The 22,189-nt window shown below is 59.3% G+C and carries 20 protein-coding genes and 1 tRNA gene; 7 read left to right on the top strand and 14 right to left on the bottom strand.

Annotated elements, in window-relative coordinates; translation table 11 throughout:
* Positions 1-162 precede the first annotated feature (162 nt).
* The 3 genes from aguB (at position 163) to HBO09_RS04295 (ending at position 2,609) form a co-directional block, all read left to right on the top strand.
* Positions 163-1,041 carry an N-carbamoylputrescine amidase gene (aguB, locus tag HBO09_RS04305; RefSeq protein ID WP_169991877.1) on the top strand — a complete coding sequence of 293 codons (879 nt, stop codon included), beginning with the start codon at positions 163-165 and terminating at the stop codon, positions 1,039-1,041.
* Between the two features lie 5 nt (positions 1,042-1,046).
* A complete protein-coding gene (aguA, locus tag HBO09_RS04300) occupies positions 1,047-2,153 on the top strand; it encodes an agmatine deiminase (protein WP_169991879.1) in 1,107 nt (368 codons plus the stop codon).
* A 243-nt stretch (positions 2,154-2,396) separates the two neighbouring features.
* Positions 2,397-2,609 (top strand): hypothetical protein, encoded by a 213-nt coding sequence (locus tag HBO09_RS04295; RefSeq protein ID WP_169991881.1) that lies wholly within the window; start codon positions 2,397-2,399, stop codon positions 2,607-2,609.
* Positions 2,610-2,660: 51 nt separating this feature from the next.
* On the opposite strand, the gene HBO09_RS04290 is transcribed toward HBO09_RS04295, so the two are convergent.
* Positions 2,661-4,733 (bottom strand): TonB-dependent siderophore receptor, encoded by a 2,073-nt coding sequence (locus HBO09_RS04290; protein WP_170060849.1) that lies wholly within the window; start codon positions 4,731-4,733, stop codon positions 2,661-2,663.
* Positions 4,734-5,194: 461 nt separating this feature from the next.
* Here HBO09_RS04290 and HBO09_RS04285 point away from each other — a divergent pair, with 461 nt between their 5' ends.
* The gene (locus HBO09_RS04285; protein ID WP_169991886.1) at positions 5,195-6,490 is read left to right on the top strand and encodes an OprD family porin; all 1,296 of its coding nucleotides are present in this window, start codon (positions 5,195-5,197) and stop codon (positions 6,488-6,490) included.
* Between the two features lie 75 nt (positions 6,491-6,565).
* On the opposite strand, the gene HBO09_RS04280 is transcribed toward HBO09_RS04285, so the two are convergent.
* The 4 genes from HBO09_RS04280 to HBO09_RS04265 form a co-directional block, all read right to left on the bottom strand.
* Positions 6,566-8,131, bottom strand: coding sequence for a M48 family metallopeptidase (locus tag HBO09_RS04280; RefSeq protein ID WP_169991888.1), 1,566 nt, complete (start codon positions 8,129-8,131; stop codon positions 6,566-6,568).
* A 12-nt stretch (positions 8,132-8,143) separates the two neighbouring features.
* Positions 8,144-8,509, bottom strand: a complete 366-nt coding sequence (locus HBO09_RS04275; protein WP_169991890.1) for a hypothetical protein — start codon at positions 8,507-8,509, stop codon at positions 8,144-8,146.
* 38 nt (positions 8,510-8,547) lie between these two features.
* On the bottom strand, positions 8,548-9,891 hold the full coding sequence (locus HBO09_RS04270) for a CHASE2 domain-containing protein (RefSeq protein ID WP_169991892.1): 1,344 nt from the start codon (positions 9,889-9,891) through the stop codon (positions 8,548-8,550).
* A gap of 234 nt (positions 9,892-10,125) precedes the next feature.
* Positions 10,126-11,010 (bottom strand): EamA family transporter, encoded by an 885-nt coding sequence (locus HBO09_RS04265; RefSeq protein ID WP_169991894.1) that lies wholly within the window; start codon positions 11,008-11,010, stop codon positions 10,126-10,128.
* A gap of 119 nt (positions 11,011-11,129) precedes the next feature.
* Between HBO09_RS04265 and HBO09_RS04260 the strand changes: the two genes are divergently transcribed.
* Positions 11,130-11,912 (top strand): helix-turn-helix transcriptional regulator, encoded by a 783-nt coding sequence (locus tag HBO09_RS04260; protein ID WP_169991896.1) that lies wholly within the window; start codon positions 11,130-11,132, stop codon positions 11,910-11,912.
* Positions 11,913-12,204: 292 nt separating this feature from the next.
* Here the strand turns inward: HBO09_RS04260 and HBO09_RS04255 are convergent, their stop codons facing one another.
* The 4 genes from HBO09_RS04255 to HBO09_RS04240 form a co-directional block, all read right to left on the bottom strand.
* Positions 12,205-13,245, bottom strand: a complete 1,041-nt coding sequence (locus tag HBO09_RS04255; protein WP_169991898.1) for a HAMP domain-containing sensor histidine kinase — start codon at positions 13,243-13,245, stop codon at positions 12,205-12,207.
* A complete protein-coding gene (locus tag HBO09_RS04250) occupies positions 13,242-14,720 on the bottom strand; it encodes an ATPase domain-containing protein (RefSeq protein WP_169991900.1) in 1,479 nt (492 codons plus the stop codon). The genes HBO09_RS04255 and HBO09_RS04250 overlap by 4 nt, the downstream gene beginning before the upstream one ends.
* Positions 14,717-15,151 carry a hypothetical protein gene (locus HBO09_RS04245; RefSeq protein WP_262381170.1) on the bottom strand — a complete coding sequence of 145 codons (435 nt, stop codon included), beginning with the start codon at positions 15,149-15,151 and terminating at the stop codon, positions 14,717-14,719. The genes HBO09_RS04250 and HBO09_RS04245 overlap by 4 nt, the downstream gene beginning before the upstream one ends.
* Positions 15,152-15,495: 344 nt before the next feature.
* Positions 15,496-15,571, bottom strand: a tRNA-Thr gene (locus HBO09_RS04240).
* A 253-nt stretch (positions 15,572-15,824) separates the two neighbouring features.
* Between HBO09_RS04240 and HBO09_RS04235 the strand changes: the two genes are divergently transcribed.
* Together HBO09_RS04235 and bcsQ are read left to right on the top strand one after the other, a co-directional pair.
* The gene (locus HBO09_RS04235) at positions 15,825-16,673 is read left to right on the top strand and encodes an SDR family NAD(P)-dependent oxidoreductase (protein ID WP_169991902.1); all 849 of its coding nucleotides are present in this window, start codon (positions 15,825-15,827) and stop codon (positions 16,671-16,673) included.
* A gap of 140 nt (positions 16,674-16,813) precedes the next feature.
* Positions 16,814-17,710 (top strand): cellulose biosynthesis protein BcsQ, encoded by an 897-nt coding sequence (bcsQ, locus tag HBO09_RS04230; RefSeq protein WP_346266404.1) that lies wholly within the window; start codon positions 16,814-16,816, stop codon positions 17,708-17,710.
* Between the two features lie 216 nt (positions 17,711-17,926).
* On the opposite strand, the gene HBO09_RS04225 is transcribed toward bcsQ, so the two are convergent.
* From HBO09_RS04225 to HBO09_RS04205, 5 genes are all read right to left on the bottom strand, one after another.
* On the bottom strand, positions 17,927-19,150 hold the full coding sequence (locus HBO09_RS04225) for a methyltransferase (RefSeq protein WP_169991904.1): 1,224 nt from the start codon (positions 19,148-19,150) through the stop codon (positions 17,927-17,929).
* Complete coding sequence (locus tag HBO09_RS04220) at positions 19,131-19,820, bottom strand: ABC transporter permease (RefSeq protein WP_029295855.1); 690 nt, start codon at positions 19,818-19,820, stop codon at positions 19,131-19,133. Before HBO09_RS04220 ends, HBO09_RS04225 begins: the two co-directional genes overlap by 20 nt.
* Before the next feature lie 38 nt (positions 19,821-19,858).
* A complete protein-coding gene (locus HBO09_RS04215; RefSeq protein WP_076961640.1) occupies positions 19,859-20,554 on the bottom strand; it encodes an ABC transporter permease in 696 nt (231 codons plus the stop codon).
* Positions 20,555-20,628: 74 nt separating this feature from the next.
* On the bottom strand, positions 20,629-21,381 hold the full coding sequence (locus tag HBO09_RS04210) for an ABC transporter substrate-binding protein (protein ID WP_057437113.1): 753 nt from the start codon (positions 21,379-21,381) through the stop codon (positions 20,629-20,631).
* A gap of 13 nt (positions 21,382-21,394) precedes the next feature.
* The gene (locus HBO09_RS04205; protein WP_029295861.1) at positions 21,395-22,168 is read right to left on the bottom strand and encodes an ABC transporter ATP-binding protein; all 774 of its coding nucleotides are present in this window, start codon (positions 22,166-22,168) and stop codon (positions 21,395-21,397) included.
* Positions 22,169-22,189: the final 21 nt, after the last annotated feature.

Here is a 22,189-nt window from a genome sequence, read left to right as displayed (position 1 = left end):
TTTAAGTCGATTGTTATCGGGAATATTTTGTTTTTTTTCGATGGATGGAGATATGCAAGCTTTAAAAGCCGATTTTTATCCGCTATAAAGTCGCCCGACATTCCCCTTTCTGTCATCGGCCCCGGTTATCCTGGCCGCTGACCACCGCCCAGGAGATGATTCATGAGCCGTATCGTTACCGTCGCCGCTACCCAGATGGCTTGTTCCTGGGACCTCGAAGCCAATATCGAGACCGCTGAGAAGCTGGTCCGTGAGGCCGCCGCCAAAGGCGCGCAGATCATCCTGATCCAGGAACTGTTCGAAAGCCCGTACTTCTGCCAAAAGCCAAACCCGGACTATCTGCAACTGGCAACCCCGGTTGAAGAAAACGTGGCCATCAAGCATTTCCAGAAAATCGCCAAGGAACTGCAAGTCGTCCTGCCGATCAGCTTTTTCGAACTGGCTGGCCGTGCGCGTTTCAACAGCATCGCGATCATTGATGCCGACGGCTCCAACCTCGGGATTTATCGTAAAAGCCACATCCCGGATGGCCCTGGCTACCACGAAAAGTACTACTTCAACCCGGGCGATACCGGCTTCAAAGTGTGGAACACCCGCTACGCAAAAATCGGCGTGGGCATCTGCTGGGACCAGTGGTTCCCGGAATGCGCCCGCAGCATGGCGCTGCAAGGCGCGGAAATCCTGTTCTACCCGACCGCCATCGGCAGCGAGCCACACGACAAGACCATCTCGTCCCGCGACCACTGGCAGCGTGTGCAACAAGGCCATGCCGGCGCCAACCTGATGCCGCTGATCGCCAGCAACCGCATCGGCAACGAAGAGCAGGACGGCTACGACATTACCTTCTACGGCTCGTCGTTCATCGCCAACCAGTTCGGCGAGAAAGTCGAAGAGCTCAACGAAACCGAAGAAGGCATCCTGGTGCACAGCTTCGACCTCGATGAGCTGGAGCACATCCGCAGCGCGTGGGGCTCGTTCCGTGATCGCCGGCCGAACCTGTACGGCGCTCTCAAGACCCTCGACGGTTCCCTGGAGTCCTGATCGCCATGACCACTTTGCACAGCACGCCTCGCGCTGACGGCTTCTATATGCCAGCCGAGTGGGCACCCCAGACCCAGGCCTGGATGATCTGGCCTGAGCGTCCGGACAACTGGCGCCTGGGCGGCAAACCGGCACAGGCGGCCCATGTGGCGGTGGCCAAGGCTATTGCGCGCTTTGAGCCGGTGACGGTCGCGGTTTCGGCCGGCCAGTACGAAAACGCCCGGGCGCGCCTGGATGTGCCGAATATTCGCGTGGTGGAGATGTCCAGCGACGACGCGTGGGTACGCGACAGCGGGCCGACCTTCGTGATCAATGACCAGGGTGAAGTCCGTGGCGTGAATTGGGACTTCAATGCCTGGGGCGGGTTTGACGGTGGCTTGTATGCGCCGTGGAACCGCGACTCCCAGGTGGGTGGCAAGATCCTCGAGATCGAGCGCAGCCCGCGTTATCGCACCGAGGGGTTTGTGCTCGAAGGCGGGTCGATTCACGTCGATGGCGAAGGCACGCTGATCACCACCGAGGAATGCCTGCTTAACCGCAATCGCAACCCGCATCTGGATCGTGGGCAAATCGAAGCGGTACTCAGCGCCAACCTGGCGGTGGACAAGATCATCTGGCTGCCCGACGGTCTGTTCAACGACGAAACCGACGGCCATGTGGATAACTTCTGCTGCTACGTGCGCCCGGGCGAAGTGTTGCTGGCCTGGACCGACGACCCGCAAGACCCGAACTATGCGCGCTGCCATGCCGCCATGGACGTACTGCAAAACAGTACCGATGCCAAGGGCCGCGCATTTACCGTGCATAAAATGCCGATCCCGGGGCCGTTGTACGCTACTGAGGAAGAGTGCGCCGGTGTCGACCCGGTGGACGGTTCCCAGGAGCGTAATCCGACCGTGCGGTTGGCCGGTTCCTACGTCAACTTTCTGATCGTCAACGGCGGCATTATCGCGCCGAGTTTTGATGATCCGCTGGACAGCCGTGCCCAGGAAATCCTCCAGGGTCTGTTCCCGCAACATGAAGTGGTGATGGTGCCGGGGCGTGAACTGTTACTGGGGGGCGGCAATATCCACTGTCTGACCCAACAACAGCCCGCGCCGCACAAAAACTGAGTGCAGTTGTAACAGGCAATTTCGCCGTACGGCGACTGATCGCCGGCAGATGCACCGGGCAATAACAGCAAGCCCATGGCCCGTGAGGGGCGTGGGCTTTTTTGTGTCTGTAAGCCCGTAAGTCGGGCTTGTTGGCATAGCTCTTGTATTGGCGTTGTGACAGTGATCGGGGTTTGTGACTGTGCAGTTCTGTCATAAACCTTGAGTAAGTTGGCCGCTCAAGCAGTAGGAGAGAGCGCTGAAATGAACGCCGATATCAACCTGGTCTACAAACGCGCGTCCCATCCTTTGGTCGTGCGAGGTGACGCGATTCACACGCTGGCCCTTTGGTTGAAGGCAAATGGTTCACGCCGGATCCGGCAGGCTGATCCACGCAGGGTGATGAGTGAACGCTACCCGGTGGGGCTGTTCAGCGAGGATGAGGTGCAGGTGCTGTGCGAGTTGATCCGTAACTGATATTCAAATGTGGGAGCGGGCAAGCCCGCTCCCACATGAGCCGCATGGGGGTTAGAAGTTGTACGTCCCCGTTACCACCAGGCTGCGCGGGTCACCGAATTGGATCTGGTTGGCGCTGGTCGCCGACGCGTAGTACGTCTTGTCGCTGATGTTATTGAGCGCCGCCCTCACATCCCAGTCCTTGTGCCGGAACCCGGCCAGGGCGTCCCAGCGGCCATAGCCGGGCAGCATCACGGTATTGGCGTTATCGGCATAACGGTCGCCCACCAGGGTCAGGCCGGTTTCGGCGTACCAGCCCATTTCCGGTTTCCAGGTGACGAACAGGCTGGCGTTGCGCTTGGCCACGTCGCTGATGCGCTTGCCTTCAAAGCCGTTGTTGTCTTTCACCACCTTGGCATCCTGTACGCCGACGCCGCCGCGCACATACCAGTTGCCGACGATTTTGCCGGTGGTGGTCAGCTCGACTCCTCGGGAGCGTTGCATGCCGCTGAGCAGGGTGATCAGCGGGTTCTCCGGGTGACGGGTGCGGCGGTTGTACAGTTCCAGTTCATACACGGCGAGGGTGGTGCTCAGGCGGTCGTCGAGCCAGTCGCTTTTGACCCCGATTTCTTTTTGCTTGGTCAGCTCGGGGCTCAGGTCGTTGGCATTACCCGGCGCATTCGGGGTAATGCCGATCAGGCCGCCACCGGTGGGGGAAAACGTCTTGCTCCACGACGCGTAGAAGGAATGGTTTTCCACCGGCGTCCACACCACTCCCAGCCGTGGGCTGGTGTTGTGGCTGTCGACGTTTTGCCGGGTATTGATGATTTTATTGGTGGTGTCCACTTCAAAACGGTCGTAGCGCAAACCGGCGAGTATTTGCCACTGATCGTTCAGGCGCAGTTGGTCCTGCACATACAGCCCCTGGCTTTCGACTTCGGTGTGGTTGTTGCTGGAGATCTTCATCGGCCCGGTATGGCTCAGGTGGCGGTTGGGGTGGTTCAGATCGAGGCTGGGCACTGTTGCAGTTGCCGAGTTGTACAGCTTTGGATCACGGCGTTGGCTGCCCAGCTCCACGCCGGTCAGTAGGCGGTGCTCCAGGCCAAAGGTGTCGAAGCCACCTTCAAGTTCGACGTTGTTGAACACGTTGCGCGTCGTCAGGTCCTGCTGCCAGCGCTGGCGCCCGACGGTGTTGGTCTTGGGGTCGTAGCCGGTCTGGTAAGTGTTGTCGAAGTCACTGTCGAGCTTGAACACGCCCAGGGTGTGGCGCAGTTGCCAGCTGTCGTTGAGTTCATAGGCGAGCTTGGAGCGCAGGGATTGGGTGGTGTCGTCGATGTAGTCGCGTGGGTCGCCGTAGGTGGTGTCGCGGCTCACATCGGCCGGGCGCCCGCGCACGCCGGGGATGCCACGGTCCGGGGTGCGGTCGTAGCGGCTGTATTCGTATTGCACCAGCCAGTTCAGTTGCGGGGTCAGTTGCCAGCTTATCGACGGCGCGAACAGTTTGCGGTTGCCGCTGACGCCGTCGCGGAAGCTGTCGGTGTCCTCGTTGCCCATATTCAGGCGCAGGCTGATGTTTTCGGTCGGGTCGGCGCTCAAGTCGGTGTACAGGCTGCGCAGCCCGTTGGTGCCGCCCTGGGCTTCGATGCTGGAAGCACGCCCGGCCTGGGGTAGCTTACTGACGCGGTTGACGATCCCGCCCTGGCCACCGCGTCCGTACAACACGGCGGCAGGGCCCTTGAGCACGTCGATGCGCTCGATGTTGTGCAGGTCGCGCACGTACTGGCTGTCGTCGCGGATGCCGTCGAGGTAGAAGTCGCTGCTGGCTTCGAAGCCGCGGATGCGCAAGCTGTCGAAGCGCGTATCGGCGCCGCTGCTGACGTTGGGGATACCGCTCAAGGCCTGGCCCAGATCGTTGGTGCCGTAGGCGCGCAGGTTCTCGGTCTTTACCGAGTCAATCGCCTGGGGCACGTAGCGCACCGGCGTGCTTGTACGGGTGGCGGTGTTGGTGTGTTTGACGCGTGGGTCGTCCTCATCAGCTTCGGCGCTGATGGAGGTGGCGGGCAGTGTGGTCGCGGCGCAGGCAAATCCGGCGCACAGCAGTGCAGAAAGCCCAAGGGTCATGGGCGTCAGGCGAGGGGCAGGCATCTAGGGGCGCATCCGTAGGAGGGAGGGTAAATAATGCGCGAATGATAATGCTTGCTATTTGCGCGCGTAATTTATTCTTGCGCTGCCTGCTCAGGTATTTGTATCAAGATGTGTCTTTTGGGGAATTTTACGCCATATTGGAAAATGCGTTACCCACCAGCGGCTTATTCACCGTATGAATCGGGCGAGCGTATATATGGCGTAAATAATGGCTAAATAATATCGCTTAGACTTTTTTTGCCTAAATACAGACGATTCACTAAATTGACATGCAGTTGAGGGCGCGGATAGGATTCGCCTCAACGCCTGTGGCTAACCGCCATGACTTCTCCAAATATAAAAGGCCTGCGGCGTATTTCAGTCGTCCGCAGGCCTTTTTGTATCTGGGGAAAGTCGATATCAGAAAAGCTAACGGAGCCAGGTTTCACAGCGCGTACTCAACCAGTAATAGGAATAAGAAAATGTTGAATAAACGGATGGGTCTGCTTGCTCTGGGGATTTTGAGCGCCACTCAGGCAATGGCAAACGACCAGGAGCAATCCAAAGGCTTCGTGGAAGACAGTCACCTGAACATCGCGGCGCGTAATGCGTATATCAGCCGCGATTACAAAGATGGCAAGCAAGATAAAGCTGAATGGGGCCAAGGCTTTATCGGTAAGTTTGAGTCCGGCTTCACCCAAGGCACCGTCGGTGTGGGTGTGGACGTGATCGGCCAATACGCCATCCGTCTGGACGGTGGTAAAGGTCGCAGCGGCGCTGGCGGTATCAACTTCTTCAAGCAAGGTGACAGCGGCGCAGCACCACATGACCTGGCCAAGGGCGGCGCAGCCGTCAAGGCACGCATCTCCAACACCGTACTGAAGTACGGTGACCAGATGCCAGCCGTGCCGGTCCTGCAGTACGACAATTCCCGTCTGTTGTCGGAAACCTACACCGGTACCTCGATCGTCTCCAAAGAGATCAAAGGTCTGGAGCTGCAAGGTGGTTACTTCACCAAGGAAGCCCAAAAAGGCGCCGAAGGCACCGACAGCGGCAACCTGAAAAACATCTCGTACCTGGGTGGTAGCTACAAGTTCACCGAAAGCCTGTCGGCCGCGCTGTATGCATCCGACATGGAAGACGTGCTGAAGAAGCAATACGTCAACGTCAACTACGTGCTGGGCCTGCCACAAGAGCAGTCGCTGACGTTTGACTTCAACGGCTACAAGACCAAGCTGGACAAGAGCTTCGCCCAGCAAACCCAGGGTGATGCTAGCGCTCGCGACAACAAAATCTGGAGCCTGGGCGCCACTTGGGCCTTCGGTCCGCACAGCCTGACCCTGGCTCACCAGCGCAGCTCCGGTGACACCGGCTACATGTACGGCGGCTATCGTGACAACACCAAGGACAGCGGCATTGGCGACGGTGGCAACACCATCCTGCTGGCCAACTCCTACTGGTCTGACTTCAACGCTAAAGACGAGCGCTCCTGGCAGGTCGGCTATGGCATTGACTTCACCACCTTCGGTGTACCTGGCCTGAGCTACAACATCGCTTACGTGCGCGGCACCAACATCGACGACGGTAGCAACCGTGGCGATGGCACCGAGCGTGAAATCTTCAACCAGTTCAAGTACGTGGTACAGAGCGGCCCGGCTAAAGACCTGAGCCTGCGTGCCCGTGCCTCCTGGCTGCGTGTTTCGACCAACGCCAACAAATACAACGTTGGTGGTAACGAAATCCGTCTGTTCGCCGACTACCCGATCAACGTGTTCTAAGATCGTGCGTCGTGCCTGATACCAGGCAATAAAAAACCCCGACTTGTCGGGGTTTTTTTATGCCTACCTGAAACCCTACGCCTTGACCTGCGCCAGCTTCTGGCAGTTGGCCTTGCGCGCCGGGTACTGCCCGCATTTGCGCAGCACGCTCTGCACCTGCTGGGTGTTTTGCAGTTGCTGGTTGGCCAGCAGCTTCTCGGTGATAAACAGCTCTTCCGAGCCCAGGTTGCGTTCGGCCTTGTCGATCATGGCCAGCGCGGCCTTGCCGTCGCCGCGCTTGAGGTAGTAGCTGATCATCAAGTCATAGGTCGAAGGCCCAGCCAGGGACCAGTCCTTGATCGCCTGCAACTCTTTGAGCGCATCGGCATTTCTGCCCTGGGCCAGGCGCACGGCGTAGGCGGTGCGACGGATGTTCGGCTGGTCCTTGACCGGTGAACTCAAGGCGCGGCGGATAAAGGCATCGGCCTCGGGCACCTTGTTTTTTGCCAGGGCGGCGGTGGCGGCGTAGGCATCTTTATAGCCTTGCATGGCCTTGGCCACTGGCGCGGCGTCACGCACCTTCGGCCAGCTCGTGGTATTGACCCGAGCGCGGCGCTCCTTGCGGTACTCGCGTTGCAGGTATTGGCGCAGCTCGGTGTCACGGTCGATGGCGGACATGTGGGAGCGGTTGAAGTAATCGGTGGTGGCGGTGATGGTATTGGTCAGGCCGTCCTTGACCAGCACGTCCAGTTCCTTGGTAAAGCGGTCGAGGTTGAACTGCTGCAATGAGTCTTGCATCGCGTTCTTGCGGGCGGTGAGAAAGCCCGTCAGCAATGGTTTCTGCTTGCCCTGGAAATCATTCAGGCGCTCCAGGCTGTGGGTCGCCGCACGGGGCGCGTAGCCGGCACGGATCATCAGGTCGGTGCCGAGCAAATCCGCCTGGTCTTCCTGGCTGCGGCCCCACGCGGTGCTCCAGACATTGTCGGAAAAACTGTTGGCCAGCGAGGTATACAGCACCGTGTTGCCGATGGTTTTTTGCGTACCGGCCGGGTCCTTGCTGAACAGCTTCATGGTGCCTGAGCTGCGATCCACCCCGGTGTTGGCCGCCACCGTTGCCAGGGCCACCGTCGAGGCCACGGTGGTGAACATGTCTTTCTGCTCCTGGAACGCGGCTGCGCGGTCATGGTGATGCAGCAGAACATGGCTCATCTCGTGGCCGAGCATGGCGGCGATTTCGTCTTCGCTGCCGACGTTTTCCAGCATGCCCAGGGGCACGAAGATATTGCCGTACGGGTCCGCCGATGGCCCGAAGCTGTAGCTGTCGGTGATCTTCACCTGCAACAGCGGCAACTCCCCTGGCCAGCCCTTGGACAGGCGCGTGACGATGCCCTGCAAGTACACCTGCAGCATTGGGATATCCGCCAGATTCTGCTGGCGCGCCTCGGCGGCAGGTACGGTGCGGCCGTCGTAACTCAAGCGCTGTTGGCCCGTGCGCTGCGCGTCGAGCTTGTAGTACTGGCGCACGTCAGCGTTATCCACATAGTGGCCCTGGACCCGTGACTGGGTCGATGGCCCTACCAGATTCAGAAACGCCTGGTCTGCACCCTTCAAGGTGGCGCAGCCGCTGAGCAATGCACTGGCCAGCAATAGATATCCCTTCACCGCGGTACTCCTTTATTGATTGCAGCCCGCGCCGTAGCCGAGGGTGGATTTGTTATGGCTATCTTTGGCCAGGCTTTGGGGCATTAGCTGGCACGGCAGTGCGGTTTTGTGAAAGGGTGGCTCGATACGCACGTCGCCGGTGTCCAGCCAGACCTTCTGCCCTGCCAATTCCACCTGGATCAGCTCCAGCGCCTGGTTGAGCTGCAACACCGGAAGAGGTTGCTTGGGTGCGTCTTTGCGCGCGACTTCCCGCAGCAGCTTGCCTTGCTCGTCCACCACCTCTACCGGGTCGACCAGGAACTCCTTGATGACATGGGTTTCGGCCAGTACGCCCTGGCTATAGAGCGCGGCGAGTAACACGATGAGGATTCTGTTCATCCTTGGTTTCCTTGAGTGAGACGACATGGCGGCACCCTTCAGCGGCCACGGTCGAAGAAGGCTTCGATCCGCTCGCTGAACAGCGCCAATGACAGCAAAACAATCCCCAGCACGTTGACCAGGGTGATGTGGTTCAGATAGAGCACCCCGCACACCGCCAGCAGCATCAGCATCACTAACCCCCACGACGGATAGGGCGAGGTGAAGAAGCGGATCTCCTGCCTGCGCCAGCGAGTCCACGTATGCAGGCCGGCCAGGCGCCGGGCATGCAGGGCCTTGAGCACGATAATCAGCGCCAGCAACCCAAGCTCCAGCACGTCTACCCAGTGCAGGTTCCAACCGGGGAAATTGGCCGGCTCGCGCTCGTAATCCATGCCCTTGTTGATCAGGTTGTCCAAGGCCATGGCATGCAGGTAAACCCCAGGAATCAGCCCATGCACGGGCGACTGCACCACATCGCCGGTGGAGGTGATGCTGGCCCCGACCATTACCAGCCGGTCGCGCAGCAACCCGGCCACCAGCGCCTGATCCTCTGGCGAGCTGACCTCCAGGTCGCTGGCCGACAAGGTCAGGCTATACGGGCACCGGGCCTGGGCGGAGTCGTCGAGTTTCCAGAACACCGCCTGGAAAAACTGCGCCACCCAATCCAGTACAAAGTTGCGTGGCGCTGCGCAGTGCTGGATATCCGCGATCTGTGCCTGCTCGGGTGCCAGCTTCAAGCCCCACTGCACGGCAATTGGCTGCAAGCGTGAGGCCGCCTCGGCATCTTCGGGCAGATCCGTGCAGGGAGCGTCTTTGCAGAATTGGCGGTACAGCGCCAAGGCCGGGGTTTCCATCACCCCCAGCGAGGTCGGCATGGCCAGCGGGTACTTGTCGTCCACGCCATCCCACACCACCAGCCCTGGCTGGCTGAATGCGGCAAATTGTTCGAGGGTATTGGCTTGCCCGTTTTCACCCCGCGTCACCCCGGTATTGGCCAGTAGCAAGGGAATGCCCCGGCGCTGATAGCGCTCGAACACATTCGCCAACAATTGACTGCCCCGCGTCGGGTCACCCAGGGAGTGATCGTGGCTGTACAGCAAATCCACAAACACCGCTTTGGGTTTATAGGCCAGCAAACGTTTGAACAGCTTGCTCTGCTCGTTGTAGGGCATCGGCCACGAGGTGTTGTTACGCATCAGGTAGGCGTCATCGATCAACACCACGGTGATGTGTTGCTGGCCGGTGCTGGGGTACTTGCTGGAAAACATCCGGTTGAGCCACTGGGCGGATGCCTTGTCGCTGGAGCTGGCCAGGCCGAAGGGGTCGAGCACCGCCAGCAACACGATAAAAAACGCGAGCAAATAGCGGCGGCGATTGAAAAGCGGGGGGTTCTTCGACATCCATGTCTCGATAAAAAACGGCGGGTGCTGGCAGGGGCAGGGTTTCCCGCGTGAACACAGCGAATGCATGGGTTTTAAAGGACGGGGAGGGGGGTGTCAATTAGAAATATGGCTAAGTGCCATCTGGCGCTCGCCGCCCTCGGCAGCAAGCGGGAGATGACGTTCCGGCAAGGTGCGATATGACCTTCCTGCGTGCGGTAGATTTCTGGCTGAACGCCGGGCGTGGGCGGTGAGTTATTGACCGGGCGATACAACCCGTTTCGGCCGGCGCCATGTCACCAGCCCCACTGCCAATGCAGACAAAATCAGCGCAATCGAGATCCCTTCGTTGATATCGACCCGGTGCCCCAGCAACAGCATGGACCCTGTGACGCCAAACACCGGAATCAGCAACGACAACGGTGCCACCTTGGAAACCGGGTACTCGCGCAGCAACAGGTTCCAGCCCCAGTAACAAAAGTGCGTGGCCGCGTACACCTGAAACAGCAGCGAGAACACCGTCGGCCATGCCATATGGGTGACCAGCGCGGTGAACGGCGCCGACCCATGGGCCAGCCACGTCAGCAGCAGCAAGGGCAGCGGCGGGAACAGACTGGCCCACACCACAAAGGCAAACATCTCTCGCACCTTCGATTGTTTGATGATGACGTTGCCCACACTCCAACTGAATGCACTCACCAGCAACAAGCCATAACCCAGCGTCGTCGCCTCGCCTGGACTGCTGGCGATAATGCCGATCAGTCCTACTGCCGCCAGGCCCACCCCCAGGATCTGGCCTACGCTCAGTTGCTCACGAAACAACAACACCCCCCAACCCAAGGTAAAAAACGCACTGAACTGGATCAGCAATGCTGCAGTGCCTGGCGGTACACCCAGTTCAATCCCCAGATTGATCAAGGCCCACATCGCCACCCCGAAGATCAAGCCATAGGCCACCAGCCACTTCATCGCAATGGCCGGGCGCTGTACAAAAAACACCCATGGCAACGCCGCCAGCGTAAAGCGCAGGGCGGTCAGCAACAGCGGGTCGATCCCCGCCAGGCCCAGCTTGGTAATCGGAAAGTTAAGCCCCCAGACAGCCGTCACCAACACGGCCAGGGCCAGATGCTTGTTTTGCATGATGTTCTGATTCCACAAAGCAGCGCCGGCGCCTGTGTGCGCCAGCCGAGGCGCAACTATGCGCAATAGGCGTGCTGGCTCGCTTGCAGTATCAGGTCATAAATCATTTAATCCGGGCCATGCGCGAAACTGACATCGACCCCTACGAAAACACCCCCCGCGACGCCGTGGTCACGGCCAACGACTACCACGATGGCCAGCACTTTGCGTTACACACCCACCAACGCGGGCAATTTGCCTACGCCGCTTGCGGCGTGATTACCGTCTTCACCCAACAGGGCAACTGGGTGGTACCACCACACCGCGCCATCTGGGTCCCGGCGGGCGTGCCCCACGAAATGAGCATGAGCGGCCCGGTGACGATGCTCAACACCTACATCCGCGACCGAGCAGCAACCCGCCTCAACCTGCCGGCGCAGTGCCAGGTATTCGGCGTATCGACGCTGCTGCGCGAACTGCTGATCCGCGCCATCGACGTACCGGCACTGTACGAAAAGGAACATCTGCACGGCCGGCTGATGACCCTGCTGCTCGACGAAATAGCCGACATGCGCCCCCTATCACTCAACGCCCCACTCCCCAACGCCCCCCGGTTGGCCCACATCTGCCGCAACCTGCTGGAACAGCCATCACTGGAAACCGGCATCGACGACATGACCCAGCGCCTCGGCATGAGCCGCCGCACCTTCACTCGATTGTTTCGTCAGCAGACCGGAATCAGCTTCGTGGAATGGCGCCAGCAAGCGTGCCTGTTGGCGGCGGTAGTCAGGTTGGGGAATGGCGAGTCGGTGACGCGGGTGGCGATTGATTTGGGGTATAGCAGTTCGAGTGCGTTTACGAGTGTGTTCAGGCGGGTGTTGGGGGAGGTGCCGAGTCGGTATTTTTCGAACCGGTCGGTTTGAGCTGGGTTGCTGACCAAAAAACCTACAGCTACGCCCTGAACCGGTCGGCTTCCCACGCAGGTCGGCCCGTTGCTTGGGGAGCAAGCGCGATCAGTAAACGATGTTGCGAGGTGATGATGGCTGTCGTGGCTGAAAACAGACAAATCAAGATAGCGTGAACCCAGACCAATAGATCACCACGATAACTAGCGCGATCCATACGACACAAGCAACTATGTATAAAGCGATAAACGGACTTACATTCATAGTTATTGCCAGCCCTGAAAAGGAGAAGTTCTTCACCTTGGAACCGTCACTGCTCACCGCACTCCTGGCAGTCCACTAACGGTAGCGTCACGATAAACTCGCTCCCTTTGCCGCTCCCCTCACTAATACCCCTGACCGTGCCGCCATGGGCGTCGACCAATTCCCGAACGACGGTCAGCCCAATACCCAAGCCAGCTCCGTTGAATCCTATGGCGTGAGAGTCTTGAACATATGGGTCAAAAATAAACGGCAGGGCTTTGGCCGTTACACCGATTCCATTATCGGAAATACTAATCTTCAAAACGCTTGCCTCTACCGTGACACACAGCTTGATGCTGCCGCCGGTCGGCGTGTACTTGGCCGCATTGGCCAGAAGATTGTTGAGAATCTGCGCGAGACGCCCTGGATCGCCATTGACCATTAAAGGGGCACTGGGAAGATGGACGTCGAAATGGTGCTGTCGAGCACTCATGATCGGGCGACAGGCATCAATCGCACCACTCAGAATTTGCATCATATCGACGTCACGGCGATTGATTCGAAGCTTGCCCGTGCTGGCGCGGGAGACATCCAGCAGATCATCAACCAACTGTGAAATATGCTGTACCTGGCTCTCAATCAACTCACGCATTCGCGGCAGTTGATCGCTAGGCAGCCGTACCATCCGCTCTGCAATCATGCTGATAGGGGTCAGCGGGTTTCGTAGTTCATGGGCGACCATCGCAAGGATACTTTTCTGCTGACTCAACGCACGTTCGGCTGTTGCCTGAAGATCCTGGGCACTGAGCGCCGCGATGACCAGTTGCGCGTTAGCCTCGCGCAGTTCCTCGTATAAATGCAGTTCACTCAAGCGAGGCGGATCTACTGCGTCTGACTGGGCCAAAAGTAGGGTCAACACCAACTGTTGATTGGCCTCAATCACTTTTTCTACTTGCTGGGTATCTACCAAACGACTGCTGACATCACTCAACTGTTGTTGCAGAGCAGCCAAAGCGGCGCGCGCTTCAACCGTTTTTTGACCAAGCAAGAACAACTCATGAGCGGCATTTGCCTTCTCACGTTCGTTCTCGCCGGCGCTCTTGCTCATGAGTCGGGCTCAAATATTTTCAGCTCCCCTGTGTTTTGCTTGGTCGGACGACCACCCAGTAACCCCTCCTGATCAGCGAGCATTTCACCAATCTGCAGGCCGTTGTCATTGATGTGATATTGGCGCAATTCATCGGAATGCACGCTAGCACGCACCTTGACCACAGCCATGATCCGCAGCAGGCGGCTCTGAACTTCAATATAACGTTGGACGATGATCGCATCGGTGAGAAACGCCGTACCGTAAGGACTGAAGCGCAGGTCGGTGTAGCGGTCCTCAAGCTCTGAGGTCATCAACACGCTTACTCCGGTTGCGGTCAGTGCAGTGACCATCCGTGAAAGCGATTCGCGAAAATCCGCACGGAAGGTCGGCGCCAACGCCAGCTCGAAACCCGACAGCGAATCTATGACCACGCGGGTCGCTTTTAAACGGCTGATCTCGCTCAGCAGCAATTGCACGATTTCATCGATGGACAGGTCCGGTGCGCGACTGTCCACCAGGCCGACCTGGCCATTTTGGATCAACGCCATCAACTTGGTGTTCTGCAAATGGCTGGGGCGTTGCTCGAACATCGCGATCACCCCGGTTTCGCCATTACGCGCGCCTTCGGCGAGGAAAGTCGCGGCCAGAATGCTTTTGCCCGAACCCGATGGCCCAGCTACCAACAGCGAATACCCCCTAGGCAGGCCGCCGCCCAGCATCTCGTCAAGCGCGGGCACCCCCATGTTCAGGCGTTGGGGCGGGGACGCCTGCGGCGCATCTGCAAAAACAGCGTGGGAGGCGGGCGCAAATACCTTGATCCCTGAAGTCGAGATACGGAAGGTATGCAACCCCGGCAACGTCGGCTGGCCGCGCATCTTCATGATTTCCATCTTGCGCACCATCGAGTTGCGGTCGACGCTCTGGCGCAGCCAGATCAGGCCGTCGGCTACGGTGAAAATCGGGTTGGTGTCGGTTTCAGTGAAGTACTCGCCGATCAGGAAGGTCGTCGCCTGCCAAGTGGTCATCAACATGCCCAGTTGCTGAACGAACTGCGGCAGGTTGTTGTTTGGGTTGTCCTCGGTCTGGCTAGCCAGGACCACAGAGCGGAATGAATCTACAAACACCAGCGCCGGCGAATATTTTTCCACCTCGCTGACGATCCGCCGCAATACTTCATCCAGATCCCCGGCAAGGGTGTCGTTGGCCAGGTTGATATAACGAATCGACTGGTTTATCGCCTCGTTGTCGAAGAAGTCAAATTGCTGCTGATAGCGCAGCATTTTCAACGGCGGCTCACCGAGTACTGTAAAGAACAGCGCTGGACGCTCAGGCGTCGCCAGGGCAAACATCATCTGGTGCGCCAAGGTGGTCTTGCCGCAGCCCGGGGGGCCAGCGATCAGATTGAACGAAAACTCCGGCAAGCCGCCGCCCAGGACCTCGTCCAGTCCTGGCACGCCCGTGGCCAGACGGTTGATAGTCACTTTGGTACTCATGGCGAAATTTCCTGCGAAGAGGTGTCGCTCGAAGAAGGCGTCCACACGTCAGCAAGCAAACGCGCGGTGAGTGAGGGCCCGATTAACGTAACCAATAGCTCGTAGAGGGTCGTCAGCAACGCCTCACCGAAAAACAACGTATCGGTTTCGTTCTGTTCGACGAGTAGTGATTTGAGGGCAATCAGATCCGCTGTGACCAACACATTGTCATAGATGCTGGCCAACCGTGGATGGGTAGAGACACACAGGTGGAGGCTGCGACGGTAAAGCGCGGCAACTCCCTGCTGGCCGATGATGGGCGCAAGCGATGCGTCCATATCCTGCAATATCGAAACTATCGCCGTGGCGATGCTTGCAGTGTCAGCGTGCGGACCAGCACGGTGCGCCAGAGAAGCTACGATCTGGCGGCTCTCTTCGCTAAGCGTGGACATGACTGACTAATATCTGATGAACAGCACCTGATGGTACACCCTCTAGCAAATTGCTGAAGTTCTAATAGCCACATCGTTGCAGCCGCTAATTTGCGGCAGCTTGCATTCGTGAGGGCGAATCGAGTGGAGGGCTGTTATGGGGGCGAAAGCTGCCAGTTCCACCCACGGGGAAGAGGACCAATTGCAGGCTTTACGTACGTCAGGTGCTCGGATGGAGCTAGGCAATGGCTAGGTGAAGAAAGTGAAGAGGATGTACACGGTGAGTGGCAAGGGTGGGGACGTTCAAAGCCCCGAACCCCAGAAACAACAAAGCCCCCACATTTCTGTGGGGGCTTTGTTTTGTATGGTGCCGGCACCAGGAGTCGAACCCGGGACCTACTGATTACAAGTCAGTTGCTCTACCAACTGAGCTATACCGGCGTGTTAGGGCGACGATTATAGCGATTGGAAAGGTTCTGTAAACCCCTGAATTCTGACTATTTTTCAGAACCCGGTTTTTCCCCTGACGGGCGTGCGCTCCAGCGGTTTCGCGAAGGCTGATGAGTGCCGGTGCCGAGGCCCTGGGGTGGCGCCAGGCTTGATACGCAGAAGGTATCAAACCGCCCCTTGATCAGTATTAAACAACAGCGTTGTTCATTGTTAAGTTGAGGTGGCACTCAATGAGGAAAAACCAATGAACTTCGCAGGAAAAACCGCCGTTATCACCGGCGCAGGCCGTGGCTTGGGTTTCGTTTACGCGCAAGCCTTGGCCCGGCGCGGGGCCAGTGTGGTGGTCAGTGATATCGGCGCTGATCACCTCGGTTCGGGCGGCGACAATTCCATCGCCCAGGACGCGGCGCGTCGTTTGCAGGCTCAGGGGTTGAGGGTGGTTGATCATCAGGGCGACGTGTCCAGCGAGCAAGGGTGCCGGCAGTTGGTCGAGGTGGCCATCGCCGCATTTGGGCAGTTGGATATCCTGATTCATAACGCCGGCTGGGTGGGTTATCAAGCCATTGAGGAGGCGGACGCGGCGTTTGTCGGGCGTGCGCTGGATATCAATATCTATACGCCCATATGGCTATGTAAACATGCCTGGAAACACCTCAAGCACTCTGCGGCGGCGCGGGTGGTGCTGACGTCTTCGGATCGGGCGATGTACCAGCAATATGCCCAGCCCGGTCTGGTGGCCTATGCGGCCGGGAAAATGGCGCAACTGGGCATCATGAATGCCCTGAGTATGGAAGGCGCGAAGGACGGGATTCTGGTCAATGCGGTGTCGCCGGTGGCCAAGACGCGTATGTGGGGTGTTGAGGGCGAGCCGGATAATCTCAAGCCTGAGTGGGTGGCGCCGGGGGTGGTGTTCCTGGCGTCGGGGCAATGCCAGGACACCGGCTACATCCTGCGGGCCAGCAACGGTCAATTTACTGCGACGCGGTTTGTCGAGAATCCTGGGGTGGAATATCCCGTGGACCTGGCGCGGGTCAGTGCGTCCAGTGCCGAGCAGGTTGCGCAGCAGTGGGAGCGGATAAAGGAGAGTCGTTAAATTGACGATTGGCCGTTCGTCGCAATTATCATGATAAAAAACACCAAAATAATGACACCCTCCTAGTCCTGTCACACACTCCTTGAACAACAAATGCACCCAGGTTCTATAAGAGGTGCCGTGATAAGGGAGGAGGGTCTGTGAGCCAGGCCGACGAAGGTTTCGCAAAGAATACTGCTAGTCATGAGCTGCAGATAACGTCGACGTTGCAGTTCTTCGAAGACACCCCCCTGGACGACGTACGCTCCCCCGCTGAGCAACCCCAGCCAACTGCCATGCCGGCCTGCCGCGCGCGGGTCGTGGTGTTGGCGTCGTTCAATGGTGGGGTGGGGCGCAGCACACTGGCGACGTTATTGGGCAGTGGCTTGCAACGCCTGGGGCGTGCGGTGACGGTCTTGGAACTGGACCCGCAAAACGCCCTGCACCTGCATTTCGGCTTACCTCTGGACACTCCGGGACTCGGTCGCGCCAGCCTGTGCAACCGACCGTGGGATCACCTCGCCCAGCCCGGTTTTGGCGGCTGCCGGGTGGTGCTCTTTGGCGAGACCGACATGCAGCAGCAAGAAGACCTGCAACGCTGGCTCAAGCAGGATCCGGAGTGGCTGGCGCAGCATTTATCGCACCTGGGCTTGAGTGAGCAGGACACGGTCATCATTGACACTCCCGCCGGCAATAACGTCTACCTGCACCAGGCACTGCATGTCGCCGATACCGCGGTGGTGGTGGCCCTGGCGGATGCGACATCACTGGGCGCACTGGAGCAGATGCAACGGTTGCTGGCGCCGCACCTGGCGCGCCCCTCGGCACTGCGTTGCCACGTGTTCGTCAACCAACTGGACGAAGGCAGCGCCTTCAGCCTGGATATGTTGGACTTATTCCAGCAGCGCCTTGGGGAAAACGGCCTGGAAGTGATCCATCGTGACCCGATGATCAGTGAGGCGCTGGCCTTTGGCGAGGACCCGCTGGACAGCGCGGCGGCGAGCATGGCCTGTGACGATATCCATGAGCTGTGTCAGCGATTGGACGGCGTCTTATAAGGTTAGGTGCAGATGCTTATGCACAATCCGTTAGTCGGACAGCTGTTGAAACAGTCATTTTGTGGAGCTGTTCTCATTACGCTGCAACTGCCTGTTTTGCGTGCGTTTTATTTTTTGAACAAAAAATAACCAGTCAGCATTTTGGCCTGTGAACCCCGAATTTACGGGGGGCTCCAAAAATCCATCAACAGAGTTATCCACAGGGTGCGTTGCCCTTTAATCGCGCTCGGCGAGCACCATCAGGTTGCGCGGTGTAAGCGCTGTTTCGCAGAAGTGGCCGACTTGAGCTTTGTAGCCGTTTTCTTGCAGAAACAGTGCCCGATCCAGAACCAGCCACACTTCCAGTGGGCGGCGAAACAGGCCACGCACCAACTCCAGATTTCGTACCTGCGCCAGGCGTTGCCAGCCGTGCTGCTCCAGGCTTGGCCAATCCTGTTCGCCTGTGGATAAGCCCTTGAGCGCCGCCAGGTGCCGGCAGTAATCAGCGAAGGGGCGGTTCAGCCATTCGCTGGGCAGCGAAGGCGTGGGCAGGTACTCATCACGCCCGCGCAGTTGCCGCTGTAACTGGTCGAAGCCCAGGCGCCGGGCCATGGATGTATCGCGTTGCAGGCGCACCCGCGCACCCGCGGTGACGGTTTCGCTCAGGGGCAGGCCAAGATCTTCTCGCGACAAGCGCAGTGCCGAAGCGCGGGCCGGGGTCGATAGCGCCTGGTACTGCTCGCTGCCGATGCGGTTGTAACAGCATGGCGCCACGGCCAGGTGCATGCAGCCGGCGGCGCTGGCCAGTTGCAGCAGGCGCACGTGCAGATCGCCGCAGGCATGCAGGGCAACCGGGGTGTGTTTGCGGGTGAGTTGCTGCGCGGCGTCCTCGGCCATCACATCTTGCTCGCGATGCAGCGCTGGCAATCGATGGTGATCACTGAGGGCTTTGCCTGCGGCAACCAGCGCTGGATCGTATTCCAGGCAGGTCAACTCTTGCCCCGGTTGCAGCAGCCGACGGCCGAGGTGGCCTTTGCCGGCGCACCAGTCGAGCCAACGGGTGGGGCGCTGGGCAAACTGCAGGGCGGCGCCAAACGCCTCGATTTGTTGCCATTTGCGCCCGGGTACATCCACATTCAGGCGCGACGGCGGCGTATGCAGCGCGCCTGACGGTAACTTATCCACAGCACTCAGGTGCGCGGCCAGCTGCGCCCATTGGGGAAACGGCGCCGGCGCCTGTAGTTCGGTGGGCAGGTTGTGGCTGCTTTCGGCCTCTGCCAGCGAGCGCTGGCGCAGCCATTGGGCCAGTTGCGGATGCTGGGTTTCCCAAGGCAATTGCAGATGGGTAAAGGGCCGTGGTCGCCACAGCCCTTGATGTTCGGTGAGGAACGCATCCAGCGCGAGGAAGCGTTCCAGCAGGCGCTCGCCCGTCAACCGGGTATCAGCGTCCCTGGCAGGCATCGACCCGCAACCAGCGTTCCAGCAGTTTGAAGCCGCGCACCAGTACATAGGCCATCAGCAGGTAGAACATCCCGGCGGCAAAGAAGATCTCCACCGGCAGGTAGGTACGGGCAATGATGGTACGGGCCATGCCAGTCAGTTCCAACAAGGTCACCGTACTGGCCAGGGCGCTGGCCTTGAGCATCAGGATCACTTCGTTGCTGTAGGCCGGCAGGCCGATGCGCGCCGCACGCGGCAGGATGATGTAGAACAGCGCCTTGGGCTTGGACATGCCCAGCGCCCGCGCCGCTTCGATCTCACCAGGCGGGATGGCCTGGATCGCGCCGCGCAGGATTTCGGCGATGTAGGCGGCGGTGTGCAGGGTCATGGTGACGGTGGCGCACCAGAACGGGTCCCGCAGGTACGGCCACAAGGCGCTTTCGCGCACGGCATCGAATTGCGCCAGGCCGTAGTACACCAAAAACAGCTGCACCAGCAGCGGTGTGCCGCGAAAGAAGAAAATGTAGCAATAGGGCAGGGTGCGCACGTACCACAGGCGTGAGGACCGGGCGATGCCCAGGGGGATCGCCAGCAGCAGGCCGGCGATCACGGCGATGGCCACCAGTTCCAGGGTCAGGGTCGCGCCCTGGGCCAGTCGTGGCAGCCACTTGATGATTACTGCCCAGTTCAGGCCCAGGTCGAAATGCGACAGCCAGCTATAGTCGCCGTTCATTGCGTGCTCCTCGCAAAGCCGCGAGCGGCGCGTTTTTCCAGGAAGTACATGCCGGCCATGGCCAGGACGGTGAGGCCCAGGTACATAAAGGCCGCGACCATGAAGAAGGTGAAAGGCTGCTTGGTGACGGTCACGCCGATTTGCGCGTGGCGCATGATTTCTTCCAGGCCGATCACCGAGACCAGTGCGGTGTCCTTCATCAGGATCATGAACAGATTGCCCAGGCCCGGCAGGGCGATGCGCCACATCTGCGGCATGATCAGCCGGGTGAAGATGCGCAGCTTCGACAGGCCCAGGGCAATGCCCGCTTCACGGTGGCCCTTGGGAATCGCCAGGATCGCGCCACGGAACACCTCGGTAGCGTAGGCGCCAAAGCACAGGCCCAGGGCGATCACCCCGGCGGCGAAGGCGCTGAGCGACAGGTCGGGGTTGCCGAAAAACTCTCCCAGAGCCCGCATCATATTGACCGTGCCGAAATAGATCAGCAGGACCCACAGCAGTTCGGGAATGCCACGCACAATGGTCGAGTAAGCGCCGCCAAGCCATTGCAGGAACTTGTACGGGGAAGTCTTGGCCAGGGCGCCGGCCAGGCCGAGCACCAGCCCCAGGCATAACGCCGTGAGTGCCAGTTTGACGGTCATCAGCGCGCCGGCAGCGAGTGCGGGGCCGAATCCGTAGAGATCGAAATTCATGGTTTTTTCATATCGCGCAAGGCTTGCGAAAAACCGGCGCGCTCAACGGAGCGCGCCGGTCTGGCCAATCAGGATCATTCGATGCTGAAAGGGAAGTACTTGTCGTTGATCTTCTTGTAGGTGCCGTCGGCCTTGATTTCCGCCAGGGCCTTGTTCAGGCGCTCGCGCAGTGGGTCGCCTTTACGCACGGCGATGCCGATCTTGTCGCTTTCTACAACCGGATCGCCTTTGAACTCATAGGCCGAACCGTCTTTGCTCTTGAGCCACTCGTATTGCACGTACTTGTCGGCGAGCATCCCGTCCAGGCGGCCGGAAGTCAGGTCGAGGTAGGCGTTTTCCTGGGTGTCGTAGAGCTTGGCGGTGGTGTCTGGCAGTTTGTCTTCCAGGTAGGTACCGGCCAAGGTCGCGCGTTGTGCACCGATGATCTTGCCTTTGAGGTAGTCGGCGTCGGTCTTGAAGTCTTTGATGGATTTGGCCGCGATGAACTGCAGCTTGTTGGAGTAGTACGGGTCGGTGAAGTCAACGGCTTGCTTGCGCTCGTCGGTGATCGACAGCGACGACACCAGGAAGTCGAACTTCTTGGCGTTCAGGGCCGGGATGATGCCGTCCCAATCCGAGACATACACTTCGCACTTCTCGACTTTCATCTTGGCGCACAGGGCGTCGCCGATGTCTTTGTCGAAGCCGACAACGTTGCCGCTGGCGTCTTTATTGTTGAAGGGCGGGTAGGCCGCTTCGATCCCCATTTTCAAAGTCTCGGCCATGGCCGTGGCGCTGAATGCCATGGAAACGGCGGCGGCCAGGAGGAATTTTTTATAGTTCTGCATGCATGTTGCTCCGTTAGCGGTTGCTGGACATGAATTGTTTGCAGCGCGCCGAAAGCGGGTTTTCAAACACCTGCTGTGGCGATCCTTGCTCTTCGACCAGGCCTTGGTGAAGGAACACCACTTCGCTGGACACTTGGCGGGCAAAGCCCATTTCGTGGGTGACCAGCAGCATGGTGCGGCCTTCTTCGGCCAGCGCGCGGATCACATTAAGTACTTCCTGAACCATTTCCGGGTCAAGTGCCGAAGTGGGTTCATCGAACAGAATAACTTTGGGTTGCATCGCCAGCGTGCGGGCAATGGCGGCGCGCTGTTGCTGGCCGCCGGACAATTGCGCCGGGTAGGCGTGGCGTTTGTCGCCAATGCCGACCTTGGCCAGCAGCGCCTCGGCCACTTCGATGGCTTCGGCCTTGCTCTGGCCGAGCACGCGGCGCGGGGCCTCGATGATGTTGTCGAGGATGCTCATATGTGGCCAGAGGTTGAAGTTCTGGAACACAAAGCCGATTTCGCTGCGCAGACGATTGATCTGCTTGCCGTCGGCGGCCATCAGCTCACCGTTTTTTGCGGCCTTGAGCTTGAGCTCTTCGCCGGCCACCAGGATCTGGCCCTGGTGCGGGTTTTCCAAGAGGTTGATGCAGCGCAGGAACGTGGACTTGCCGGAACCGGAGGAGCCCAGGATCGAGATCACATCGCCGTCGCGAGCGGTCAGCGAGATACCTTTAAGCACCTCCAGCTCACCATAGCGTTTATGCAAGTTGCGGATTTCAAGCGCGGGCGCGGCCAAAGCCATGAGTGGTCCTCATTGTGTTCA

It is taken from the genome of Pseudomonas sp. WS 5027, assembly GCF_012985695.1.
In the GTDB taxonomy this organism is placed as follows: Bacteria; Pseudomonadota; Gammaproteobacteria; order Pseudomonadales; family Pseudomonadaceae; genus Aquipseudomonas; species Aquipseudomonas hygromyciniae.
The sequence above is the reverse complement of the archived record's forward strand: the minus strand, read 5'-3'. Positions and strand labels throughout refer to the sequence as shown.

Excerpts from the sequence above, each read along its gene's own strand:
- aguB (WP_169991877.1), top strand. The coding sequence starts at position 163 with ATGAGCCGTATCGTTACCGTCGCCGCTACCCAGATGGCTTGTTCCTGG.
- aguA (WP_169991879.1), top strand. The coding sequence starts at position 1,047 with ATGACCACTTTGCACAGCACGCCTCGCGCTGACGGCTTCTATATGCCA.
- HBO09_RS04295 (WP_169991881.1), top strand. The coding sequence starts at position 2,397 with ATGAACGCCGATATCAACCTGGTCTACAAACGCGCGTCCCATCCTTTG.
- HBO09_RS04290 (WP_170060849.1), bottom strand. The coding sequence starts at position 4,733 with ATGCCTGCCCCTCGCCTGACGCCCATGACCCTTGGGCTTTCTGCACTG.
- HBO09_RS04285 (WP_169991886.1), top strand. The coding sequence starts at position 5,195 with ATGTTGAATAAACGGATGGGTCTGCTTGCTCTGGGGATTTTGAGCGCC.
- HBO09_RS04275 (WP_169991890.1), bottom strand. The coding sequence starts at position 8,509 with ATGAACAGAATCCTCATCGTGTTACTCGCCGCGCTCTATAGCCAGGGC.
- HBO09_RS04270 (WP_169991892.1), bottom strand. The coding sequence starts at position 9,891 with ATGTCGAAGAACCCCCCGCTTTTCAATCGCCGCCGCTATTTGCTCGCG.
- HBO09_RS04265 (WP_169991894.1), bottom strand. The coding sequence starts at position 11,010 with ATGCAAAACAAGCATCTGGCCCTGGCCGTGTTGGTGACGGCTGTCTGG.
- HBO09_RS04260 (WP_169991896.1), top strand. The coding sequence starts at position 11,130 with ATGCGCGAAACTGACATCGACCCCTACGAAAACACCCCCCGCGACGCC.
- HBO09_RS04255 (WP_169991898.1), bottom strand. The coding sequence starts at position 13,245 with ATGAGCAAGAGCGCCGGCGAGAACGAACGTGAGAAGGCAAATGCCGCT.
- HBO09_RS04250 (WP_169991900.1), bottom strand. The coding sequence starts at position 14,720 with ATGAGTACCAAAGTGACTATCAACCGTCTGGCCACGGGCGTGCCAGGA.
- HBO09_RS04245 (WP_262381170.1), bottom strand. The coding sequence starts at position 15,151 with ATGTCCACGCTTAGCGAAGAGAGCCGCCAGATCGTAGCTTCTCTGGCG.
- HBO09_RS04235 (WP_169991902.1), top strand. The coding sequence starts at position 15,825 with ATGAACTTCGCAGGAAAAACCGCCGTTATCACCGGCGCAGGCCGTGGC.
- HBO09_RS04225 (WP_169991904.1), bottom strand. The coding sequence starts at position 19,150 with ATGCCTGCCAGGGACGCTGATACCCGGTTGACGGGCGAGCGCCTGCTG.
- HBO09_RS04215 (WP_076961640.1), bottom strand. The coding sequence starts at position 20,554 with ATGAATTTCGATCTCTACGGATTCGGCCCCGCACTCGCTGCCGGCGCG.
- HBO09_RS04210 (WP_057437113.1), bottom strand. The coding sequence starts at position 21,381 with ATGCAGAACTATAAAAAATTCCTCCTGGCCGCCGCCGTTTCCATGGCA.
- HBO09_RS04205 (WP_029295861.1), bottom strand. The coding sequence starts at position 22,168 with ATGGCTTTGGCCGCGCCCGCGCTTGAAATCCGCAACTTGCATAAACGC.